Annotated in this window: 24 protein-coding genes; 1 reads left to right on the forward strand and 23 read right to left on the reverse strand. The window is 41.5% G+C overall.

Annotation, left to right across the window (positions count from 1 at the left end; translation table 11 throughout):
- Nucleotides 1-19: 19 nt before the first annotated feature.
- A complete protein-coding gene (locus tag Ga0466249_RS20125) occupies nt 20-388 on the forward strand; it encodes a hypothetical protein (protein ID WP_312889809.1) in 369 nt (122 codons plus the stop codon).
- 66 nt (nt 389-454) lie between these two features.
- On the opposite strand, the gene Ga0466249_RS20130 is transcribed toward Ga0466249_RS20125, so the two are convergent.
- From Ga0466249_RS20130 to Ga0466249_RS27295, 23 genes are all read right to left on the reverse strand, one after another.
- Nucleotides 455-2,053, reverse strand: coding sequence for an ArnT family glycosyltransferase (locus Ga0466249_RS20130; RefSeq protein ID WP_215831279.1), 1,599 nt, complete (start codon nt 2,051-2,053; stop codon nt 455-457).
- Between the two features lie 12 nt (nt 2,054-2,065).
- Nucleotides 2,066-3,601, reverse strand: coding sequence for an ArnT family glycosyltransferase (locus Ga0466249_RS20135; RefSeq protein WP_215831280.1), 1,536 nt, complete (start codon nt 3,599-3,601; stop codon nt 2,066-2,068).
- Between the two features lies 1 nt (nt 3,602).
- Complete coding sequence (locus Ga0466249_RS20140; RefSeq protein WP_215831281.1) at nt 3,603-4,529, reverse strand: NAD-dependent epimerase/dehydratase family protein; 927 nt, start codon at nt 4,527-4,529, stop codon at nt 3,603-3,605.
- 12 nt (nt 4,530-4,541) lie between these two features.
- On the reverse strand, nt 4,542-5,525 hold the full coding sequence (locus Ga0466249_RS20145) for a lysylphosphatidylglycerol synthase transmembrane domain-containing protein (protein ID WP_215831282.1): 984 nt from the start codon (nt 5,523-5,525) through the stop codon (nt 4,542-4,544).
- Nucleotides 5,518-6,390, reverse strand: coding sequence for a ChbG/HpnK family deacetylase (locus Ga0466249_RS20150; RefSeq protein ID WP_215831283.1), 873 nt, complete (start codon nt 6,388-6,390; stop codon nt 5,518-5,520). The genes Ga0466249_RS20145 and Ga0466249_RS20150 overlap by 8 nt, the downstream gene beginning before the upstream one ends.
- 72 nt (nt 6,391-6,462) lie before the next feature.
- A complete protein-coding gene (gene folE2, locus Ga0466249_RS20155) occupies nt 6,463-7,251 on the reverse strand; it encodes a GTP cyclohydrolase FolE2 (protein WP_215831284.1) in 789 nt (262 codons plus the stop codon).
- A gap of 2 nt (nt 7,252-7,253) precedes the next feature.
- Nucleotides 7,254-7,937, reverse strand: coding sequence for a 7-cyano-7-deazaguanine synthase QueC (gene queC, locus Ga0466249_RS20160; RefSeq protein WP_215831285.1), 684 nt, complete (start codon nt 7,935-7,937; stop codon nt 7,254-7,256).
- A 324-nt stretch (nt 7,938-8,261) separates the two neighbouring features.
- Complete coding sequence (locus Ga0466249_RS20165; protein ID WP_215831286.1) at nt 8,262-11,390, reverse strand: efflux RND transporter permease subunit; 3,129 nt, start codon at nt 11,388-11,390, stop codon at nt 8,262-8,264.
- A complete protein-coding gene (locus Ga0466249_RS20170) occupies nt 11,387-12,514 on the reverse strand; it encodes an efflux RND transporter periplasmic adaptor subunit (protein WP_215831287.1) in 1,128 nt (375 codons plus the stop codon). Before Ga0466249_RS20170 ends, Ga0466249_RS20165 begins: the two co-directional genes overlap by 4 nt.
- 112 nt (nt 12,515-12,626) lie before the next feature.
- Nucleotides 12,627-13,832 (reverse strand): nickel pincer cofactor biosynthesis protein LarC, encoded by a 1,206-nt coding sequence (gene larC, locus Ga0466249_RS20175; RefSeq protein WP_215831288.1) that lies wholly within the window; start codon nt 13,830-13,832, stop codon nt 12,627-12,629.
- Nucleotides 13,833-13,836: 4 nt separating this feature from the next.
- On the reverse strand, nt 13,837-14,586 hold the full coding sequence (larB, locus tag Ga0466249_RS20180) for a nickel pincer cofactor biosynthesis protein LarB (protein WP_215831289.1): 750 nt from the start codon (nt 14,584-14,586) through the stop codon (nt 13,837-13,839).
- On the reverse strand, nt 14,586-15,413 hold the full coding sequence (gene larE, locus Ga0466249_RS20185; protein WP_312889810.1) for an ATP-dependent sacrificial sulfur transferase LarE: 828 nt from the start codon (nt 15,411-15,413) through the stop codon (nt 14,586-14,588). The genes larB and larE overlap by 1 nt, the downstream gene beginning before the upstream one ends.
- Nucleotides 15,414-15,604: 191 nt before the next feature.
- Nucleotides 15,605-16,048, reverse strand: coding sequence for a hypothetical protein (locus Ga0466249_RS20190; RefSeq protein ID WP_215831291.1), 444 nt, complete (start codon nt 16,046-16,048; stop codon nt 15,605-15,607).
- A gap of 168 nt (nt 16,049-16,216) precedes the next feature.
- Entirely contained in the window at nt 16,217-16,792 is a 576-nt protein-coding gene (locus tag Ga0466249_RS20195; RefSeq protein WP_215831292.1) for a type IV pilus inner membrane component PilO, read from the reverse strand.
- A 3-nt stretch (nt 16,793-16,795) separates the two neighbouring features.
- A complete protein-coding gene (locus Ga0466249_RS20200; RefSeq protein WP_215831293.1) occupies nt 16,796-17,326 on the reverse strand; it encodes a PilN domain-containing protein in 531 nt (176 codons plus the stop codon).
- Nucleotides 17,323-18,465: a type IV pilus assembly protein PilM gene (gene pilM / locus Ga0466249_RS20205; protein ID WP_215831294.1), complete on the reverse strand. Its 1,143-nt coding sequence runs from the start codon at nt 18,463-18,465 to the stop codon at nt 17,323-17,325. The genes Ga0466249_RS20200 and pilM overlap by 4 nt, the downstream gene beginning before the upstream one ends.
- Nucleotides 18,434-18,703, reverse strand: a complete 270-nt coding sequence (locus tag Ga0466249_RS20210; RefSeq protein WP_215831295.1) for a late competence development ComFB family protein — start codon at nt 18,701-18,703, stop codon at nt 18,434-18,436. Before Ga0466249_RS20210 ends, pilM begins: the two co-directional genes overlap by 32 nt.
- 22 nt (nt 18,704-18,725) lie before the next feature.
- Entirely contained in the window at nt 18,726-19,139 is a 414-nt protein-coding gene (locus Ga0466249_RS20215) for a hypothetical protein (RefSeq protein WP_215831296.1), read from the reverse strand.
- A 23-nt stretch (nt 19,140-19,162) separates the two neighbouring features.
- Nucleotides 19,163-19,606, reverse strand: a complete 444-nt coding sequence (locus Ga0466249_RS20220; RefSeq protein WP_215831297.1) for a hypothetical protein — start codon at nt 19,604-19,606, stop codon at nt 19,163-19,165.
- Between the two features lie 52 nt (nt 19,607-19,658).
- A complete protein-coding gene (locus Ga0466249_RS20225) occupies nt 19,659-20,048 on the reverse strand; it encodes a type IV pilus modification PilV family protein (protein WP_215831298.1) in 390 nt (129 codons plus the stop codon).
- Nucleotides 20,045-20,497, reverse strand: coding sequence for a type IV pilin protein (locus Ga0466249_RS20230; RefSeq protein ID WP_215831299.1), 453 nt, complete (start codon nt 20,495-20,497; stop codon nt 20,045-20,047). Before Ga0466249_RS20230 ends, Ga0466249_RS20225 begins: the two co-directional genes overlap by 4 nt.
- Nucleotides 20,498-20,508: 11 nt before the next feature.
- The gene (locus Ga0466249_RS20235) at nt 20,509-21,261 is read right to left on the reverse strand and encodes a prepilin peptidase (RefSeq protein WP_312889811.1); all 753 of its coding nucleotides are present in this window, start codon (nt 21,259-21,261) and stop codon (nt 20,509-20,511) included.
- Between the two features lie 44 nt (nt 21,262-21,305).
- Complete coding sequence (locus tag Ga0466249_RS27295) at nt 21,306-21,710, reverse strand: type II secretion system protein (RefSeq protein WP_215831300.1); 405 nt, start codon at nt 21,708-21,710, stop codon at nt 21,306-21,308.
- Nucleotides 21,711-21,719 lie beyond the last annotated feature (9 nt).

Here is a 21,719-nt window from a genome sequence, read left to right on the forward strand (position 1 = left end):
GAAAGGTTGTCTGATACTTGTGTATTCACCGGATATGAAATTAAAATTAACTTTAGCCCGCACGCTTTGGTTCAATACGTACCGTGCCAAAATAACTAATACAGCTGATGAACCTATTGCAACAGTAAAGCTTGTGCCAACAATGCCGCTGGAACGATCAGAAGTTCCTGAAAATGCGCCTGTTGTCGATTCTTATGTCTTAGTACTTGTCGAAGACGCTGCCGTCAGCGACGATCAGCTTGTTCCATTTGAAACAGACTTATCCAATTTGCTCCATAAGGAACTTGCACAGCTGAATTTTTCACCTGCTATGTGTCATTTCTTTTATCCCAGTCCACCACATATGTTAAAAGATGAAACTTTAGAAAACCCTAGCTTGGAAAATTAAGTGAATATATATTTAATACAAAGAGGCTGTCCAATGGAGGACAGCCTCTTTTGTACAACAACTAGCCTATTTGGAGGGAATCCATTCATACAGACTCATTCCTTGTTGTTCATCTATTTTGAGAAAATTCACCGCATCAGACAAAGCCGTAAAATCAACTGCCTCCTGATTTTTCATCAACACAAATACACGCTGGCCCGGCTGTTTCTGACTCAAAAAATCGGCCAGTGTTTGTATTGGCATGGTATATTTTCCTGACCAGACACTGTCAGTAGCACGCACCTCAGGCATCGCTGTAAGTCTCGGTATAACATAGCCGCTATAATAGTCAGCGGAAGTCATATATTCACCATACATGCCAACAAGTGCCCCATTTTCAGGTATGCTGCGCATCACTTCCTTAGCTGACCGATAGTGAGCAAGTGGTACTAAGGCTGCATTCATAAGAAGTAAACTACTGCACAACGTCATGGCAATCACAGAAACCACAAGAAAAGCCCGATTGGTTTTTATATGAATAAAAATGAGACACCCTATCATACACAAACAAATTAGTTGCATCCCTGTAACTGTTAAGCTGTGCGGAACAAAACGCCCAGCTGCAGCAAATAGCAACAACAGCAAAAGAGTCGGGAATGTGATGATAAGACCAAACTTTTTACTTCCCTCGGCAAGCATTTTTTCCAAATACTCGCCCATCAAAATGGCCGCTGGAAAAGCTGCTGGAAAAACGTAAGTCGGATATTTCGTAGCCATCAGTGTATAAAAAACAAGAATAGTCACAAACCAAGTCAACAGATAACAATGAAGCCTGCTCGTTTTTTTGACAGCCTGCCAAACTGCTGGAAACAAAAGGCCCGTCCAAGGCAACAAGCTAAATGGAAATAACACCAAATAATAATAAAAAACATTATCTTTCGGATGTTCAGAAACAGTGGCCCGCAAATAATTATGCAGACCCAAAAAAGTATTAATAAAGTCCATGCCATGCTGAAGATACATCAGATAATACCAGGGAGCAGCAACACCGAAAAAAATGGTCAGCCCCCGCCCCCAACATAATTCAGTTAAAATTCTCCATTCGCGCCGCACAGTAATAAACAATAGTACAATCAAACCAGGCAAAACAAGACCTACTGGGCCTTTGGTTAAAACAGCCAGACCTGCTGCCGCATAAGCACCGTAATAATAAAATATTCCTTTGCCTATCATGCCCTGATACAACCAAGCTAATGACAGACTGGAGAAAAAAAACAGAACGCTATCTGTAATGACGAACCTGGCTAGTAACCAATATTCCAGCGATGTGCCTAAAATAAGTGCGCTTAACAAGGCATGCCGGCGTCCTGATAAACTATATGTAAAGCGGTAAAGAACAGTCACACTCAATGCACTAAATAGTGCCGCCGGAAACCGTGCAGCAAATTCAGTCAGACCAAACAACTGAAAAGAACCTGCAATAAGCCAATAAATCATAATCGGCTTATCATACCAATACTGGCCATAAATTTGCGGCGATAAAAAGTTTCCTGACAGTACCATTTCTTTGGCAGTCAAAGCATAATTGGACTCTACAGGATCCGTAATAGGCACATGTTGATTAAACGCCAAATAGAACAGGAGCGACACAAAAAACAACGTTACACTCATCATATTTTTCTTCAATAGACTTCTCTCCTATTGCTTTAACATGAGCAATTTATCTGCTGATTGTGCCACAAGCACCAGTTGCTGTTTGCATTCCATAGGCAAAATATCTAAATCATCTTGTTTGAGTACTAAATAGGCTTTAGGCTGAACAAAAGCTTCGTTCATATCAGCCGGCGTCTTCAATTCTTTTCCATAAACACGACTATAATAGGCAAATCCGGGGCGTAAAAATTTTGCTACGTAAACAGGCGTTTGCCCATCATAATGCTGAACAAATTCCTTAGAAATCCCTAGGCAGCTCAAATTAGCAGCAAGAGGGCCAATAAGGAGCGTGACAAATAAGGCACTGAATACTACCATAGCTGCGACTTGAACATAGATCATGCTAGTCACATCACGGTGACGATAAGCATACCAAACACCGATCAGGCAGACCAAAAGCAATCCTACCGCCAGCGTTATGCCAAGTGAAATTTCTGGATACTTCTGTCCCGCCCAGACTAATGCACTTATGAAACCACCAAATAATAAAGTCGCAGTAATAGGCCAGGATAAATATTTGCCCCTCAGGCGATTTTCCCATAGGCGACTGAGATACCAGCCAATAATCAATGCCATTGGCGGATACATGGGCAAAATATAAGATACCAATTTGGTTTGCGACATAGTAAAAAACAATAAGATAAAAAAAGCCCAAATATTTAAAAATTGTAGTTTAGCAAAAGTTTGCCCATATGTATAAAGTGAAGCCTTGACAGACTGTACAAGTACTGCCGTCCATGGAAAAAAGCCAATGATCACGACAGGCAGATAATAGTACCACAGCACTCCTTCAGGATGCTCTGGTGTTGTAAAGCGTGTAATATTATGAAAGCCAATAAAGGTATTAATAAAATCGCTGCCATGATAATAAGTCATAATACCGTACCAGGGTGCCGCAATGACGAGATAAAGAACAATTCCCTGCGGCACTTTCATCTCCCGTAAAAAGGACCATCTTTTGCCTGCCGCCAAATACAATAGAATAATAATTCCGGGAAAGGCTAGCCCAATCGGGCCTTTGGCTACAGTGGCCAAGGCAGCAAATACATAAATCCAAGTATAGCGTTTAAACAAAAAAGCAAGTAATGCCGCTGTTAAACAAAAAGTTAAGGTCATATCTGTCACGGCACCCTTGGCTATATAAAAGAACTCAAAAGACGTGACAAGAATAAGGCCAGAAAATAATCCAACCCGGCGGTCAAACAGCCTCACTCCCGCTTGATAAACGAGAATCGCCGTGAACGTTGCCATCAGAGCTGATGGCAAACGAGCAGCAAAGTCACTTCTGCCAAATATGGAAAAACTTGTTGCAACGAACCAATAATAAAGGGGTGGTTTATCATACCAAAACTCCCCATAAATACGTGGTGAAATCCAATCGTGCGTCTGTAACATTTCCAATGGGGTTTCTGCATATACGGGTTCATCAGGATCTATAAGCGGCACATAGCCTAGTTGAAAAAAGACCACAAACAGGCTAATAACAATAATCACCCATAGTCCAGGCAGAAGTCGTTTCACTTTAGCTCCCCCTCTTGGTTGTTAAATAGTGATAAGTCCGTGCAAGACCTGTTTCTAATGAGATGGCTGGCAGCCAGGGTAATTTTTCTTTCGCCCTAGCATGGGACAGAAAAGACTGATAAATATCACCTTGACGAGCGGGCCCATACGTCACATTTGCCCTTCCACCACTAATCTTTTCAAGTAACTTCAGCATAGTATTGACCGATATTTCTGTTTGCGTACTAATATTATATACCTGATTAGGCCGCTTAGTTACAATGGCCTGACAATTAGCGGCAGCCACATCGCCAACATAAATAAAATCACGTGTTTGCCCACCATCGCCAAAAATAGTTACAGGTTCATGGTTAAAAATCTTGCGAACAAAAATGCTTACGACACCGCCTTCACCACCCTCGCCCTGACGCTCGCCATAGACATTGGCATAACGTAATACTACATAGTCTATCCCAAATTGGGTGTGATATAAGGCTAAATACTTTTCAACCGTTAATTTACTCAACCCATAAAAAGAAGTAGGACCAGGCTGAAACAACTCTGTCACAGGGACTTCATTCGTGTTGCCATAGACAGCTGCTGTTGAAGCAAAAACAAAGCGCCTAACATTTGTCTTCCGGCAAGCTTCAAGCAAATTGACTGTTCCTAGAATATTAACATCACAATCATAGCCAGGCGAATCAATAGAAGCTGGCACGCCCGTCTGTGCAGCCAAATGAATAACCGCATCGAAATGTTCCTGTTCAAAAAGCTGCTGAACGTTCTGATTCCGAATATCGCCTTCAATAAATCTCGCTTTGGGATGAACATTTTCCCGTAAACCAGTACTTAAATTATCAAAAATCATGACATCATGACTTTGCGCAATTAATGCCTCTGCGACATGGGAACCAATAAAACCTGCCCCACCTGATAAAAATACTTTCACAAAAACTCCCCCCTATTTGATATGATGAGCCAAAAAATCCTGACCAAATGTACGAATGGTAAAATACATACCAACAATAAAAGGCAGATATTCAGCAAATGCCCGCCATGCAACTGCAAGAATTCCCACCGTACCGGAAGGTAAATCGCTCGCAAATAGCAACACGAATGTTCCCTCCGCGATACCAGAACCACCTGGAGTCGGTGCAAAATAAAGCAAGAAATTCAAAAAAATCATTCTTCCCATCACATGTCCTAGGTCAACAGGAACACCTAGCCCTAAAAACAGGACAGGAACCATACTATATAAGGCAAGCAGACTGAGCGCCGACTCACCAAATACCCGGATCATACTCAATGGCGCCGAAGACAGTAAAATGACACCGCCTCGTACATCTTTATATAAAGCAAATACTTTGCGTCGAATGGAATGACTGGCATTCTTTAATAAGGGACGAAGAAAAACAATGAGTAAATTCGTCCGAATCAACCATAAAGTAACACCAGCCAAGATAAACATCCCCGCTGAAATGCTGAGCAACATTTCTGGTGAAACCCATGGCAAATGATCGCTTTCAGCCATAAAAACAACAGGCATACACAGCACTAAAAAAAAGATCGACAATAAAGTCCGAACAATGACAAGTACCGTAGCCTTGCCAATGGGCACACCTGCATGTCGTAAAAACATTACTTGTGCAAAAGCGCCGCCAGCTGCCCCTGGTGTTAAAAGAGCTAGAAAATAATTTCCAAAAACAACTTGAACAGCCTGCATAAAATTAATGGACTCCCCTGAAATACGTACAAGATGCATCAACCGCGACCCATCAAAAAACATTCCAACCGCTAAGCATATCAGTACAAGTAACAAAGCCCAAGGTTTAAAAAAATTCAAGCTGCTTAAGGTATGAATATCTACTGTAAAATAAATGACTGTGCCAGATATAATAGCAACAAGTAAGATCAAAAAGGCCAAACGCTGGTACAGTTTAGACATAAGACAACTCCTTAAAAGAAATAAGCTCAATAGACTGGTGCAGCATTTCTTCCTTCACGTCAGGCTGCATGACAGCCGCCAATTCATCCTGCCAGTGATAACACCAAGGATAATGAACATTTAATGCTTGATTTTCTTTACCAGGATGAACCATAATCTCTGAACTTCCTACAGGCAACATTCGGATTATTTTAGAAAAATATTCAGGAAGCATGGTGCCGCCAGCTAACATCCCATAAAACTGATCCGTTGTCCGAAGACCTGCCCGCTCAAATTTTCGTCTAGCCCTTTTTGCTAAAAAAGTCAGTCCACCCCGTCCAATAAATCGTGGCAGAGTTCCCGGAAAACCACCAACAAAAAAATAAGGTTCAGCCGGAATGCGTACAGCTGAAATATGATAATTTTGGGCCAAATCCAGGACAATTTCATCAATGCCTGGCACAACATGCATATGTTGATGGCTATCCAAATGAGTAATCGCTAAACCCGTTTCCAATACTTTTTCAATTTGAGCAGTCAATTCACGACGAATTTCCGTTAAACAGATGCGACCTGCTACATATCGTGATAAAAACTGACCATAGCTCTTGGCAAGTTCTCCTTGCTCATTGACAAGAGTGGGTACACTTTCCGGCAAGCAAACCGTACGCTCTGCCCCAACAAGTGTCAAATGAATCCCCACGCCTAACGTGGGCGTTTGCTTTGCAAGTGATACGGCCTCTAAAAAAGCTCCCCCACTCGCCATCAGCGATGTACTTGAAATACAACCATGCCGATGCCCTTCGAGAATTCCCGCATTAACGAGAGGATGTAGTCCAAAATCGTCAGCATTAACGATAAGTTGTCTTAAATGAGTAGCTATCATTCTTTTCGCTCCAAACTGCTGTCACTTATTCTATGTTACCATGCCAAGTCAAGCTGCATTTCATGTTCAAACCTACCCGTCAATCTGTTCAATATGAGATGCATAGGCACTATGATTATGTATGGATTCGTAGTTTTCACACTCTACTTGGAACCACTCAATTTGCGGCAATTTTCTTAACTCAAGCACCAAATCACGCAGTACATCTTCCACAAATTTCGGATTTTCATAAGCCTTTTCAGTAACAAATTTTTCATCTTCCCGTTTCAACAAAGGATAGACAGGGCAGCTTCCCTGCTGTTCGAGTAGAACGGCTAAATCTTCAATCCATGTAAAAGCTTCCCCTTGCTGTCGAATTTGAACGCGCATCATACCGCGTTGATTATGTGCCCCATAAGCTGATATTTCCTTACTGCATGGACATAGAGAGGTGAAAGGGACAACAATTCCCATGGTAAACTCCATCTTTCCACCAAGCTGCATTCTCCCACAAAAAGAGCAATCATAATCAAGCATACTCTTCAATCCACTGACCGGTGCCGTTTTTTCTAAAAAATATTTAAAGCGAATAACGAGTTCCGCACTTTGAGCATGGAGTTTAGATAAAGTATCACGTAAAATACTTTCCATTTCGCCATTCGAGAGGGGATGCTGGCTCCATTCACTTAAAATTTCAATGAAACGGCTCATGTGAGTTCCCTTAAACTCTTCAGGCAGACTCACTGTCAATTTTATTTTAGCTAGTACACTTTGAAAATCTCCTGCTTTGGTTTGAATCAAAAAGGGCAAATGGACTTCACTAACACCCACTTTTTGAATAGCAATACCGCGCGTATCTGTGAGGTTCTGGACATCTTTCAATCTTATTCACTCCTGCCGTGTTGATAAGCAATGGGATCAGTTAAACCTGCTTCAGCAAATCCTTTCAATCTTAACAAGCAGCTATCACATACACCACAAGCCTCGTCGCCGCCATTATAGCAACTCGTTGTCAAATGAAGAGGTGCTTCATTCTTAGTACCTAGTAATACGATTTCTTTCTTTGATAAATATTGCAAGGGTGTTTGAATCGTAATATGACGCTGGTCCTGCGTAACAGCCTTCGTAGAATAATCAGCCAACTTCTGAAACTTCTCGATAAACTCTGGTCGACAATCGGGATATCCCGAAAAATCGAGGGCATTGACGCCAATAAAAATTTTTTCGGCTCCTACCACTTCAGCATAAGCCAAGGCATAGCTTAAAAAAATCAGATTGCGCGCAGGCACATAGGTAATAGGAATGCCTGTCCGCTGTACATCGCCCTCAGGTACAGCGATATGTTCATCTGTCAAAGCACTGCCACCAATATCTTGCATATTTGTATCGATGATCAAATGCTTTTTCACACCATAATGATCCGCAACTTGCTGTGCACTTGTAAGTTCCCTGCTATGCCTTTGCCCATAACGAAAGCTCATGGGATACAATTCATAACCTTTTTTCTTTGCCACTGACATACAAACAGTAGAATCTAAACCACCTGACAATAAGATAACTGCTTTCATTCTACCAACTCCCTATGATAAATCATAATCACTTATTATTTTACACGTTGACACATTAAACATACGAATATTCTTGATCATAATGTGTTCTGCACATAACACGCAACTTGATAACAAAGTGAATCAACTCACTTTGCTATACTATTATGAACCAATTCATTCATTTGGGCAATGAGAACTTCTAGTGAATAGATAAAAACTGAGTCCTACTGAGTCCTCTTTAATAATTGTACAAGAAAAGTCCACTTCCTGCCCAAAGTCAACATTTTCATAACAAAACCGCCTTAGGTTTGCTTTTACTAAGGCGGCTAGGACACGATAATGTTACATTGTTTTCCCTGACGATTGGTTATGGGAACCGTGATTTTTCCACCAAGTCTGCAATTTATCCATAAATATATACATTTGAGGTACAACAACTAAGGTCAAAATAGTCGATGTAATAAGTCCTCCCACAACAACAACGCCCATGGAAGAACGCAGTTCGGCACCCGCTCCCCAGCCCAATGCAATAGGAATCATGCCCAAGATCATGGCTGCTGTTGTCATCAAAATCGGACGTAACCGAACGGTACCTGCTTCAAGCAAGGCTTCTTCACGTGATAGTCCGTCGCGCTCTCTTAAGGTATTCGTATAATCTACAAGTAAGATAGCATTCTTGGCGACTAAGCCCATCAACATAATAATCCCAATGAGACTCATAATATTAATGGTTTTAGCACTCACAAGCAATCCCAGAATTGCGCCAATCAAAGCGAATGGTAAGGATAGCATGATTGTTAAGGGATGAATAAAGCTCTCAAACTGGGCCGCAAGAACCATATAAATTAAAATAACAGCAAGAATCAGAGCATGACCTATTTCTTTAAATGAGTCATTCATTGTACGCGTCTGACCAACAAACTTATAGTGATAACCAAAAGGAATATTCATTTGGCTAATTTCATTTTTAGTCGCATTAATAATATCGCCTGCGGAAACACCAATATTATTGGCATAGACAATCACTTCTCTTTGACGATCTTCTCGGTCTATCTCTGTCGGACCTGATGTGAAATTGACATGAGCAATATCGCCAAGCCGCACTTGACTACCGGTTTTTGTTGTAACACGAATATTTGCAACATCATCGGGTTTTAATCTCAAATTATCGTGCAGACGAATGCGAATATCATAATCCTTATCACCGACACGATAACGGTTGGCCGTTGTGTTACCAGCAAAAGCGGTTTGAACAACATAGCCCACTGTATCGGCGTTCACACCGGCCTGACCAGCTTTTGCCCTGTCGAGAATAACCTGTACTTCCGGTTCAAAATCATTTGCTGACGTATCCACATCAGTAGCTCCCTCGACATGGCGCAACCTTTCCGCCAATTCTTGCGACAAATTTAGCAAAATGTGCATATCATCGCCTTGAAAACCCACTTGTACGGGGCGATTATCGCCACCGCCCCCCATGCTTGATGCCGACATAATCGAAATCTTCAGCCCCGTATAATTCCGGAATTTCATTCGCAATTGATCCATAATATCCATCATTGTACGCTGCCTGTCACTTGCATCCGTAAGTTTTACGCCAACTAACGCCTTATTCACGGGATTATGACTATAGCCGACATTTAAAAAAGCTACCCGTGTTTCTGGCATGGCAAGAACTTCCTGTTCAATAGGCCTGGATAGTTCACGCATCTGCTCAATCGACGTACCAGGCGGAGCTGTAATATTAATATTAAATTCACCTGAATCATATGTAGGCTGAAATTCAAATCCTAAAAAAGGAACAAAAAAGAAATTGACAAGTAAAGAAACCACGGCAACACTGACAATAAGTACTGGCCGCCGTAAGGACCACTGCAAAAATTTCCGATAAAAATCGCGCAGTGCTTCAAAGCCACTTTCCCATTTATTCAGCAATCGCTCCACCTGACGGCTGATGGCCTCAATAAAAGCAGGACGTTTAGGCGCAGCTTCACCAGCAGCTCGCAGCCATCTAGCCGATAACATCGGCGTAAGCGTGAACGCAACAAACAATGAAAAAGCCACAGCAAATGCGACAGTTAAGCCAAATTGTCGGAAGAACATGCCAATAATCTCACCCATGGAACCGACAGGAATAAACACAGCTAAAATAGACAATGTCGTCGCAAGCACAGCAAGGGAAATTTCAGCTGTACCTGCTACAGCCCCTTCAGCTGGCGTAGCTCCTTCTTCAATATGTCTGTGAATATTTTCTACAACTACAATGGCATCGTCAATTAAGATACCGACAGCCAAACTTAAGCCCATTAAAGACATATTATTAAGCGTAAATCCACCAACTTTCATCAGTGAAAAAGTAGCAATAACAGATGTTGGAATGGCCAGAGCCCCAATCAAAGTTGCTCTTGTATCGCGCAGGAACAAGAAAACAATAAGAACTGCTAAAAGTCCGCCCAAAACGAGGGACATTTCCACATCTTCTACATTACTCTTAATATATAAGGAACCATCGCGCACAACTGCCATATGAACATCACCTGGCAGTTCCTGCTCGATTTTATCCATTTCGCTTTTTACGGCATCAGCTACAGCAACCGTATTGGTACCCGACTGCTTTTGTACCGATACTACGACAGAGGGACTGCCGCTTGTTTCGGCATAAGTGCGTTCTTCAGCAAAAGAATCCTCTACTGAGGCGACGTCACGCAGGAAAACCACTTGATTATTGATATTAGTAACAGCAATACCGCCAATTTCGTCTACATTGTGGAATTGTCCCAGTGTCCGTACAACCATTTCATAGCCTTTTTCTTTCACATAGCCACCAGGCGTATTGGCATTCGCGCTATTGACAACGCTTATAACCTGATCAAGTGTCAACCCATAGGCATCAAGACGACGAGGATCGATGCGTACTTGAATTTCACGATCACTACCACCTAAAATAGCTACATTCCCAACTCCATCTAACTGTTGCAGACGATCTTTGACGATATCATTGGCCATTTTACGGATTTCACCACGGGGACGCTGGTCAGAATATAAGCTGTAATAAACAATCGGCGAAGCTGTCATATCGTACCGCTGTGTAGTTGGTTCATCAATTTGATCAGGCAAGGCTTTGCGAATACCACCCACCTTTTCCCTCACATCGGCCGCAGCCATACGAGGATCAGTGCCAAGAACAAATTCAATAACAACCTGCGCCAAGCCTGGCCGCGAAGTAGACTTAATCGTCTTAATACCCGAAACAGCACTAACGGCATTCTCAATCGGTTTAGCGACTAAATTCTCCATTTCCTCTGGCGATGCCCCATCCCAGGTCACAACAACAGCAACAATAGGAAAATCCACATCAGGTAATAAATCAATACCAAGACGAGGCAACGCAGATAGCCCGAAAACAACGAGGACAAAAACAAGCATCGTCGTAAAAACAGGTCGCTTAATGAAGACGCGTAGAAAACTCATAGCGAACCGGCCTCCCGTGTGGCTGTCACTTGAACTTTTGAACCGTCACGGATAGCATTTTGGCCCGCTACAACAATCAGATCACCCGGATTTAAGCCCGACAAAATTTCGGCTAAGCCATCTCCCACGTAGCCAACTTTAACTTTTCGCTGCACGACTTTATCGTCATTAAGTACAAAAACAGTCTGCTGATCCTCAAATAGTACTAAAGACGATTCAGGCACAACAACAGCATCGGGATGTTCACGGCCATTCGCCATAACTTTGGCTGTCAGACCGGATAAAAGTGTATCTGAAGCATTATCTAAAGTAACCTCAACAACAAATGTTCGAGCTGGAACAGCTGCAGATGGAGAAATCTTCGTAATTCTACCAATTAGAGGTTGATCAGATAAAGCTTCGATAATGACCTGAGCCATATCCCCTAACTTAACCTGCGTAACTTGGCCTTCACCAACCGTTGCTTTAGCCAACATAACACTCGTATCAGCCACATTAAAAATCGCTGTTCCGGCCTTGGCATAATCACCGGCTTGCAAATAACGCTTCATGACTTTACCTGAATGAGGCGTGACAACATCGGCATTATTTAAGCGATTTTGCATATAACCTAAATTACCCTGACTGGAGCGTACCTGCCCTTCGAGATTTTCTACTTTAGAACTAGCTGCTTCATATTGCTGCCGTGACATGGCTCCCTGCTCAAAAAGCATCGCTGCCCGGTCAAAATCGGCCCTGGCTTGAGCCAAATCAGCACGTGCAGCATAGAGACTTCCCTCAGCTTGTGATGCCTGATTAGCGAATTCTGCATTTTCCACTGTCGCCACAACTTGTCCAGCTGTAACAAACTGACCTTCATCTGTATTTAAGGCAGCAATACGGCCATCCACCTTCGGGCTAATATCAGAATACCAGCCAGGTTCCAATGATGCCGTGAATGTCAAAACAGGTGTAACCGATTTGGTAAACACTGGCATCACTTCCACCGTAGCAATTCTTCCCTTTGTGATAGATGCCGCCTTAATTTTGGCTGATTGAACATTGCTGTAAATCCGATAACCTATGATGCCAAACAATAATATGGCCACAGCAATGATACTATAAATGACTCGCTTATTTTTCACTCTGTACGTCCTCTCATATTAGGAATTAGTAAGGCAATTTTTTGACATTTTCCACACAGAGTCAGAAAATCCTGCCAAGCGGCCATAGAAATCCTGCTGTTGCCAAAAAACACTAGTCCTTTACTTCAACGTTATTATGAACAAACTTCCAAGCATTCTCACTTGCTTGCTGTTGAATCCATTTTAAGGGTATTTTTGATTGACGTGCTATGATCTGACAATCCTCATATTCCGGCATGACTTGTGTCACTTGGCCTTGATAAGAACTGACCTTCACGGCAACGGAACTACCACCAGACAGAGCAACACGGATCATCTTTCTCTCAGCCATCGTGCGTTGTACCGGATAAAACCGCAGCCCAATTGATGACGTTTCGGTAAATATAAAGTCACAAACTTTTTGTTTGAGCTTGTAAGGTGTCAATACACTTAGCATAACAGCAGCGCGATTTTTCTTCATCACAATAGGCGTAAGCCAGGCATCATTAACACCCATTTCAAACAATCGCTCCATAGCATATGCCAAAACTTGCGGAGTGGAATCATCGATATTCGTCTCTACCATCCATAGGTCCTCACTCTGAACATCAGACTTCTCCTGATGGACGTGTCCAAGATGAAGGCGCAGCACATTCGGAATATCCAGTTCATGCGTTCCAGCGCCATAACCAAGAGTATCTGTAATAAAGCCTGCTGGCTTTTCACCATAAGAACGTCCGTAAGCAGCTAAAATAGCCGCCCCTGTCGGTGTGGTAAGTTCTTTTTTGATATCCCCTTGATAAGTTGGAATACTTTTCAATAATTCTGCTGTCGCCGGAGCCGGAACAGGCATCAAACCATGGCTGCAGCGCACAAATCCACTCCCCACCTGAACCTTAGAAGCATAAATATGCCCAATACCCAGATAATCCAGCGCAAATACAATCCCCACAATATCAATAATCGAGTCTACTGCACCCACTTCATGAAAATGAACATGATCGCTTGTCGTGCCATGAACTTTAGCTTCTGCTTCAGCAAGGATGGTAAAAACTCGCTTACTTTGCTGTTTGACCTGTACGGACAACGTTGAATCATCAATAATCCGAAAAATATCCGGCAAATGCCTGTGATGATGTCCCTCGCCAGGTTTGACATCAACATAAATCGCTTGGATACCACACTTATTGACGGAATGAATATCAATCTCGTAATTTGAAAGGGGCAATTTCTTCCAAGCAGCTCTTAGTTCCAGTTCAGGGAGTCCAGCTTGAATCAAAGCACCAAGTAACATATTACCGCTAATACCGGCAAAACAATCTAAATAAAGAACTTTCATACTATCACCTCATATGATTAATCAAACTCGCTAAGCGCCCCGCACCAAATCCATTATCAATATTTACAACTGCTACCCCTGCGGCACAGCTATTTAACATACCAAGCAAAGCCGATAACCCACCAAAATTAGCACCATAACCGACACTTGTCGGTACAGCTACAACTGGCTTGGCAGCCATCCCACCAACAACACTAGCCAAGGCCCCTTCCATGCCTGCCGCAACAATAATAACATTTGCTGTCTCAATCCATTCTTGCTGTGCAAGAAGCCGCTGAATACCGGCCACACCCACATCATAAATTCGTTTTACCTTATTGCCCATCACTTCTGCCGTAATAGCCGCTTCTTCGGCAACAGGTAAATCACTTGTTCCAGCTGTTAAAACCAAGACAAACCGTTCCTCATCTTTCGGCAACGGTGTTTTTTCTACAACAATAAGTCGCGCTAATTCATGATAAACAGCCTCAGAAATACTCTCACGAACAGCATCATACATGGCTTTGGTAGCTCGTGTTGCAAGGACACTGTTATTACGACGCACCAAAGTTTGGACAATGGCGACAACTTGTTCAACTGTCTTTCCCTCAGCATAAACGACTTCAGGAAAGCCCTGTCGATTAGCACGCTGATGATCAATTTTCGCGAACCCCAATTCTTCATAAGGATTGAGCTCAGCAATCACTTGCTCACGCGACAACGCTCCCTGCTTATATTCATCTAAAATATTACTGATTCTCTCACGACTTGCCATTAGGGTTTCATCTCCAGCATTTCATTCATACTTCCGGTACGATAGCCGCCAAGTTCAACAGTCACATATGTAAAACCGAATTTTTTAAGGGCCTGTACAATCGCAGTACGGGCGGGTTCTTTCAGCAATAAATCCACTTGATCACTCTCTACTTCAATACGGGCTAAATTGCCATGATGACGAACACGAAGCTGCCCTGTCACAAAAGGACGGACAATCCTTTCCGCTTGCTCCACCTGTTTTAGATGTTCCTTTGTAATAGGAACCCCATATGTAAGACGTGATACTAAGCAGGCTGCACTTGGCTTGTCCCACGTAGGCAGCTGCCACTTCTCGGACAGAAAACGAATATCTTTTTTGTAAAACCCTGCCTCTAGCAAAGGACTTTTGACCATCGCAATTTCAGCCAAAGCTTTTAAACCGGGCCGATAATCTCCTTGATCATCCACATTGGTACCATCAAAAATGACCGAATACCCCCGGCTCTTCGCCCAGTCAGCTAAAGCTGAAAATCGACTTTTCTTGCAAAAATAACAGCGCTCTGCAGTATTCGCAACAAAATGTTTGTCCTCAAATTCACCTGCTTCAAGGAAAACATGACGCAACCCCAGGCTTTGGGCAATTGTTACACAATCTTGTTGCTCCTCTTTTGTCAGACTTTCCGACCGAGCAGTAACAAGCAATACATCAGACATTGTATCGCGTGCTGCCGCAGCAAGAAAAGTACTATCCACACCACCTGAAAAGGCAATTACTGCCTTTTCATAATTTGATAGCAAATTTTTTAACTTCGTTAGTTTTTGCTCAATCCTATCCGTAACATTCACCAACCCTCACTAAAAATATTAAAAAACAAAGGAAGACATCTTCTTCCTGCTGGAATATGATGCCTTCAGACAAATTATTCACGCCAGGCTTCGGCCTGCATTTTCATGCTATCATCTTGTATAACATTACCTAAGTATAATTCACTCTCTAAAGCCATCTTCCTGCTGCGAGTGAAACATTTTACAAACCACTAATTTAAAAATTCAGCTGTTTTACATTGCGCAAGCAGTTGTTCTAGCACTTCAATAATTTTTAACTCTGTTTCTTCTAAAGCAGCTAAATGTTGATTGAGAACAGCCAAATCAGCATTTAACATCCCTGCTGGTTCAGCAAGAACTCCGTCAAGATTCACAATAGCCAGCTCCAACTGTTCCGCTCCTGTCACAACAAAACCATCTAATAATTGCTCAATAAACATGGAATGATAAATTTGAATCAATTCTAAGGCTCGGCTATAGCCCTCACTTCCAGCTTGAAAATGAATAAATGAAGAAAAGTGATTGACAAAGTGTAAAAAGTGCACACTTGTACCCTTATTTAGTTGGCACCACAAAAGAAGCATACTATTATTTATTTGTTCTACATAATTACTTTGTAATTGTATTAACTTGACAACTTGACTAAATTGCTGCATCTCCGCTTATATCACCCCCGTGTACGCTTATTCTATCTTATTCATCTGCTGTCTGCGATGGTTACATGAGATAGGATAAATTACAAAAAGCGAGTCAATCCCTATAATAAAAGAAGAGGAATTGACTTGCTTTTATTAAGAGATGACCGTGCACCCTATCTCTGACGGCTAATTGAAACTCCCTTGTTCCGGCAAGGTACCAAAAGTATAAATAACCATAGGGATTTTACATTCCAGTAACCCTTGCTTCACCTGAATATTCACTGTCGTCATACTCATAAAGCGTGCCAAAGATTCCAAACGCTTAATAAATTCTACGATATTAAAAAAATAGCCTCGTACTCCCACTTCAATGGGAATTTCATAATAACCATTTTTATTGAGATAAGTTTTAGGAGAAACATGAAATACTTCTACGTGACTGCTGTACGCAGCCTGCTGAAGCTCAATTAGAAAATCCCCTATATCAGGATTACTTGGTAAAAGTGCATTCATCTGAACAATACGTTCATCTAATTCAGCTAGATAATCCTCCTGGTTAGGATGCTCAAGTACAAACTCATCGATTTGCTTCAGCTTTTGCATGTCGCTACTATGTTGTACTTCAAGCTCTATCAATTGTTGACGCTGAGGTACAATAAATAAAACATAAAAAAAATAGCTGACCAAAGTAACCACAAGTGCTACAATCAACAGCTGCTTTTTCGCAGTTAAAACATTGAATTTATTCAACAACGCAATCAACCATTACAGCCCCTTTATTTTCACTGTTATTTCAAATTTTGTGGTAGGATCTTTGTCATCTTGTTCAGCATTTACAAGGGATGGTTCTGAAACAAACACATCTTGATCTAATTGCTTTATAAATTGAGCAATCGAAGCATAATCTAGCGAATCGCCCTTAATGTGAAGGAGATTTTTTTCCCCTGTAATCTCAGTAAACCACACTTCAGGTACAGTTACACCAGCTATATGAGATAAAATAGCTGCCCAAGAACTTCGTTCTGTTGATAAACAAATGAGAACATTGTTTTTTACTGAAATTTGCTGTAATTTTTGTTCCGCTAATATCATTTTTTCCTGTATAGGCTGTTCTAATGCAAGCTGTCTGTGCATTTTATCAATCTCGTTTTCAACAGTAAATACCCTAACGGCATAATAGGTATAAATAAAACCAAAAACCACCATCAGCCAGCAAGTAATAACTATATAAAATAATTCGAATCGAAAAGTCGGTTTACGTTGAGCCAAGGGCAGTAAATTTATACGAATCATCATGCGTCACCTCGCAAAGCTAACCCAATGGCGACAGCCATTTGCGGAATAACACGCTCCAAAAACTGTGGATCAAAAGCAGTGGAAGCAGACATAAATGCCAAAGGATTAACCATCTCTATCGTTAAATCCATTTGATGCCTAAGCTCAGGCAATAAATTTTTAAGACAAGCCCCGCCACCCATTAAAAAAACTTGGTCAATCATTACTTGATGATTTTGTGTAATATAGGAATCAAGTGTTTGCCTTCCTTCAAAAGCCAATTGCACAATAAGCAACTTTAATTCTTGATTAACTTTCGACAATTCTCCTATAAAATCAGCGGATTGCAAAAAAGCGTTTTTTTTACTTTTTAACATATCAGCCTCATTAAAATCAAGTCCTGTAACCTGCATAATCACTTGAGTAAAGTGCATCCCGCCAACCGGAACAATGCGCGTATAAAAAGGCACTCCTTTTTGAAAAATCGTCAATTGAGAAAGCTTCGCACCGATATCTATGACAAAAAAATGACCACTTGACGCACCCGAATCTTTTGATTTTTGCAGTACTCGAACGCTGGCCAGAGCTTCTGTTTCAATGGCGACCAATTCAAGTCCGGCGGCTGTCACTGCTGCAATCAATGGATTAACAATTTCATAAGGCGCAGCTACAAGCAACAGTTCAAACGTCTTTCCATCTTCATTGGACCCAATAATATCAAAATCATAATAAAAACTGTCGACAGGATAAGGAACGTATTCCTCTAAGCCCCATTTTACAGCTTCCGCTAACTCCTGCTTCGGCATAACGGGCATCGTTATTTCACGAGAAAACACGTGACATCCACTCAGTCCCACAACAACCTCTTTGCCAACAGCATAACTCAAGGCCAGGCACTCTCGAATAGTTTGTGTCATCCCATTCACATCAATAATATAGCCATCATCCATAATTCCAGTGGGAATCGCCACTCTGCCTAAATTCGTCAAAACAGGTTGCCCACCCTTGCGGTTTACTTGCGCAACTTTCACAAAGCCTGTGCCAATGTCCAAACCAATCATTTCGTCTGATTTACGAATGAATACATGCTCAAGTTGTCTTACCATCACATCAAAAAGTTTCATCAAACTATTTAAAATGATTTGGATTGTTTTCGACAATAGCAATGCCCCGGCTGAGCGCAGCAACAATATCTGTTTTAAATTGAGAATCAAGCATCTGAATGTGCGTAAATGCTTCCCCCTTACGACTGACAACATACTGTGGTGGCAGCGCATTTAATGCAATGGCCGCAATATCATATCGGCAGTGTTCACACTGACAAACTTGCGGATAGCAGACTAAAATTTCATCCAAAGTCTGCCAAACTAAATCTTCCATATAATTTTTAACAATCATCCCATCAATCCTTTCTTAATCATTACTGTACATTGGCAAAGCTATTCCTAATCCATACTTTTGCCTGAGATCCAGGATAATTTTCGACTGTTGCAGTAAGTTTTTGATGTATTCCGTGATAAATTCCATCAGATGTAATGCAATAAGTACTACTTGGTTTATCAATTTTAACTATTGCATAGCACTGACCAGAATCATCCAAATTTTCTACTAACGTCTGTTGAAAATTCTGAGAATGTACCATTATTTCCGCAAGAGCGACATTAATTCCTGCTTCTGCGGCATAATGAGCCACCTCTTCTTGCTCTGATAAGGCGAGATGATTCATCTCAATCTGAATTTTACCTGCCAGCCCAGTTGCTAGCAAAGTGAGAAAAAAGATCACAATTAAGATAAATAAAGTAACAGATCCTCGGGATTTTTGTATTGAAATCACACGAACCTCTTTCTGCAAGAGCTTCAATTTTCTAGATAAACACTTGTTGAAAGCGTAAGAAATTGGCTATAGTTCTGATCTGTAACAGTTATCATAACATCAACAAGATGAGTGTCATGATGATAAAAGAATTGAAGTTCCTGTAAAGAAGCACTGATCGGATCTGTTACAGGCTGAGCTCCTGCTCCGTTATGTAAATCGCGATAAAGCACTGGCAAATACCCGCGCATATAAGTCATAACAAAATTTCGTGACTGAAAAGTAATTGTATCACTGCTACTAATCTGCACGGTTTGCGGATCAGCCACACGCAAATCCCGTGTAACCAACTGTAAAGCATAAACGGCCTGCTGTTCAAGATCAAGACGCGTCTTTGCCATATGATAATTTTGAACGGAAACATAAACAAAGGACAATACTCCAGATAAAATAACCGTCATCAGTGCCATATAAACAACAAGTTCCACCAAAGTCAAGCCCCTGCCAATCTTAAGCCCTTTTCTCCATTCCCCCCCTATTTTACGGATGAAGATCACTGCCCTTATTGAGAACATCAGTGAAACAGGTTACAGAGGGACTATTTGGTGAACCTGGCTGTCTAACAGTCACAGTAACGCGAAAGAGTGACGGATAAGCCGGATGAACAGAAATTTTCGTATGTCTCACAAAAATTTGCTGATCAAGCAAAAGCATTTCATCAAACTCATTCGTTTCTGCTGTCAGAGTTGCGCTTTTCATTTGTTCCAATTTTTGCTGGACAAAGAACTTTTCAATGAGTGCAGATCGTGAATATTTTGTAACCTGAAATAAGGTAACAAAACATTGACCAATCGCAGCGACAGTGACTGTAAGAATAGTCATGGCTACAATGACATCGATGAAAAGGAACCCTCTTTCATTCGAAATCATGGGATCGCCCCTTCCTGAAAAGATGGCTGTCGCTCAGTGCGAATACGTCCAGTAGATAAGGCAATAATAATATATTCGATATAATGGGTTCTTTTATGGCCTGTCAACGCGATCGTATAGCCTGTCATGGGCCAGCCATTGTCATATCTAATCTCACCTAAATCACTGCCAAAAAATATATTACGCGGCAAATGCACTATTTTGACGAGTTCATTATTGACAAAAACTACATAATGTCCGCTTTCCTCATCATCCCAAAAGTTTAAAACCGCCACTCCATAGCATTCAGAAAGGCATTGAAGATGATAGATTTCGCTAACCAATTGATGAACCATAAGAGTAAGTTGAAGGTCGCCTTGCTGAGAATAGGAAGGAATACAAATGGAAGCTAGAATAGCTACAACAGCTAAAACGACGATCAGCTCTATAAAAGTAAAGCCGCAACGCACTTCCGTTCACCTCATAAAATACAATTTATGTACCATTGCAAAAGTTCCTGACCATACAAATAACTCGTCAGTGCTGCCAGGCAAATAAACGGACCAAACGGAATCGGATCTTTTGGCTTTTTTTTGCCTGTAACAAGCAAAAATGCCCCAACAATACCACCGAGAACAAAAGATAGCAACAACGTTTCTGCCATACCTGTAATTCCCAGCCAAAGGCCTAGTACTGTCGCAAATTTAGCATCCCCCATACCCATCCCCCCCCGAGTAACAAGTACAATCAGAAACAGTAATACACCACTGAAAAGAGCTCCAAGCAGCTTGTCCTGCCAGTTGCTAATAGAAAACTGCAATAAAGTAACTACTAAAGCAACAGCAGCAAAAGGAATCAGTAGCTTATCAAAAATAAGTTTATAATCATAATCAATAAAAGCAATCATAAGCAAAAAAGCCGTAAATACCCACGCACTGGTTAGTTCCACGGTCCAACCATAAATAACGAAACACAGGCAAAATAAGCTGCTCGTCAAAAGTTCCAACAAGGGATAGCGCATAGAGATAGCTGCGCCGCAAACACGACAACGCCCTCGCAAGAAAATATAGCTAAACACAGGAACTAAATCAAACACCCCTAGCCGCGTCCCACAAACAAAACAGTGCGACGGAGGAACAATTATGGATTGACCCAAAGGCAGTCGATCTATACAAACATTAAGGAAACTCCCCATGATCAAACCAAAAATAGAAATGCATAAATAGTCTGCCACAAAAATTCACCACCTGAAACATAAAAGATAAAAACCAGAATCAACTATTTTATATCTTCAGCATGTAAAGTCCCCAATGCAGCGCGCCCTTTTGTTGATCCCGATTGGTCAATGGAATAGTTATCCTGAGGTAAAACAGTACCGGCAGGTGTTGTCCAACCTGCCGATGCTGTAGGAGAAACAGGAGTTTTAGCAATAAAATCCTCTGTTTCCAAAACAGTCGGATCAGCGGCAATAGCACCCGGGTGATTGGCCGTATACATGACACTCGCACTATCTAAAGTACATAAATCAGCCTGAATCTTTGCAACACTGGCTGATTTCGAAGCGGCTTCAAATTTCGGCACTGCAATAGTGGCTAATATCCCAATAATAGCAATGACAACAAGTAATTCAATTAAGGTAAAGCCTTTTTGATTTTTCTGTTTTTTTCGCAATGAAAACAGCATAACAATTTC

Origin of the sequence: Pelorhabdus rhamnosifermentans, assembly GCF_018835585.1 — a bacterium.
Lineage (GTDB): Bacteria > Bacillota > Negativicutes > UMGS1260 > UMGS1260 > Pelorhabdus > Pelorhabdus rhamnosifermentans.

Excerpts from the sequence above, each read along its gene's own strand:
- Ga0466249_RS20145 (WP_215831282.1), bottom strand. The coding sequence starts at position 5,525 with ATGTCTAAACTGTACCAGCGTTTGGCCTTTTTGATCTTACTTGTTGCT.
- Ga0466249_RS20150 (WP_215831283.1), bottom strand. The coding sequence starts at position 6,390 with ATGATAGCTACTCATTTAAGACAACTTATCGTTAATGCTGACGATTTT.
- queC (WP_215831285.1), bottom strand. The coding sequence starts at position 7,937 with ATGAAAGCAGTTATCTTATTGTCAGGTGGTTTAGATTCTACTGTTTGT.
- Ga0466249_RS20165 (WP_215831286.1), bottom strand. The coding sequence starts at position 11,390 with ATGAGTTTTCTACGCGTCTTCATTAAGCGACCTGTTTTTACGACGATG.
- larC (WP_215831288.1), bottom strand. The coding sequence starts at position 13,832 with ATGAAAGTTCTTTATTTAGATTGTTTTGCCGGTATTAGCGGTAATATG.
- larB (WP_215831289.1), bottom strand. The coding sequence starts at position 14,586 with ATGGCAAGTCGTGAGAGAATCAGTAATATTTTAGATGAATATAAGCAG.
- Ga0466249_RS20190 (WP_215831291.1), bottom strand. The coding sequence starts at position 16,048 with ATGCAGCAATTTAGTCAAGTTGTCAAGTTAATACAATTACAAAGTAAT.
- Ga0466249_RS20200 (WP_215831293.1), bottom strand. The coding sequence starts at position 17,326 with ATGATGATTCGTATAAATTTACTGCCCTTGGCTCAACGTAAACCGACT.
- Ga0466249_RS20210 (WP_215831295.1), bottom strand. The coding sequence starts at position 18,703 with ATGATTGTTAAAAATTATATGGAAGATTTAGTTTGGCAGACTTTGGAT.
- Ga0466249_RS20225 (WP_215831298.1), bottom strand. The coding sequence starts at position 20,048 with ATGATTTCGAATGAAAGAGGGTTCCTTTTCATCGATGTCATTGTAGCC.
- Ga0466249_RS27295 (WP_215831300.1), bottom strand. The coding sequence starts at position 21,710 with ATGCTGTTTTCATTGCGAAAAAAACAGAAAAATCAAAAAGGCTTTACC.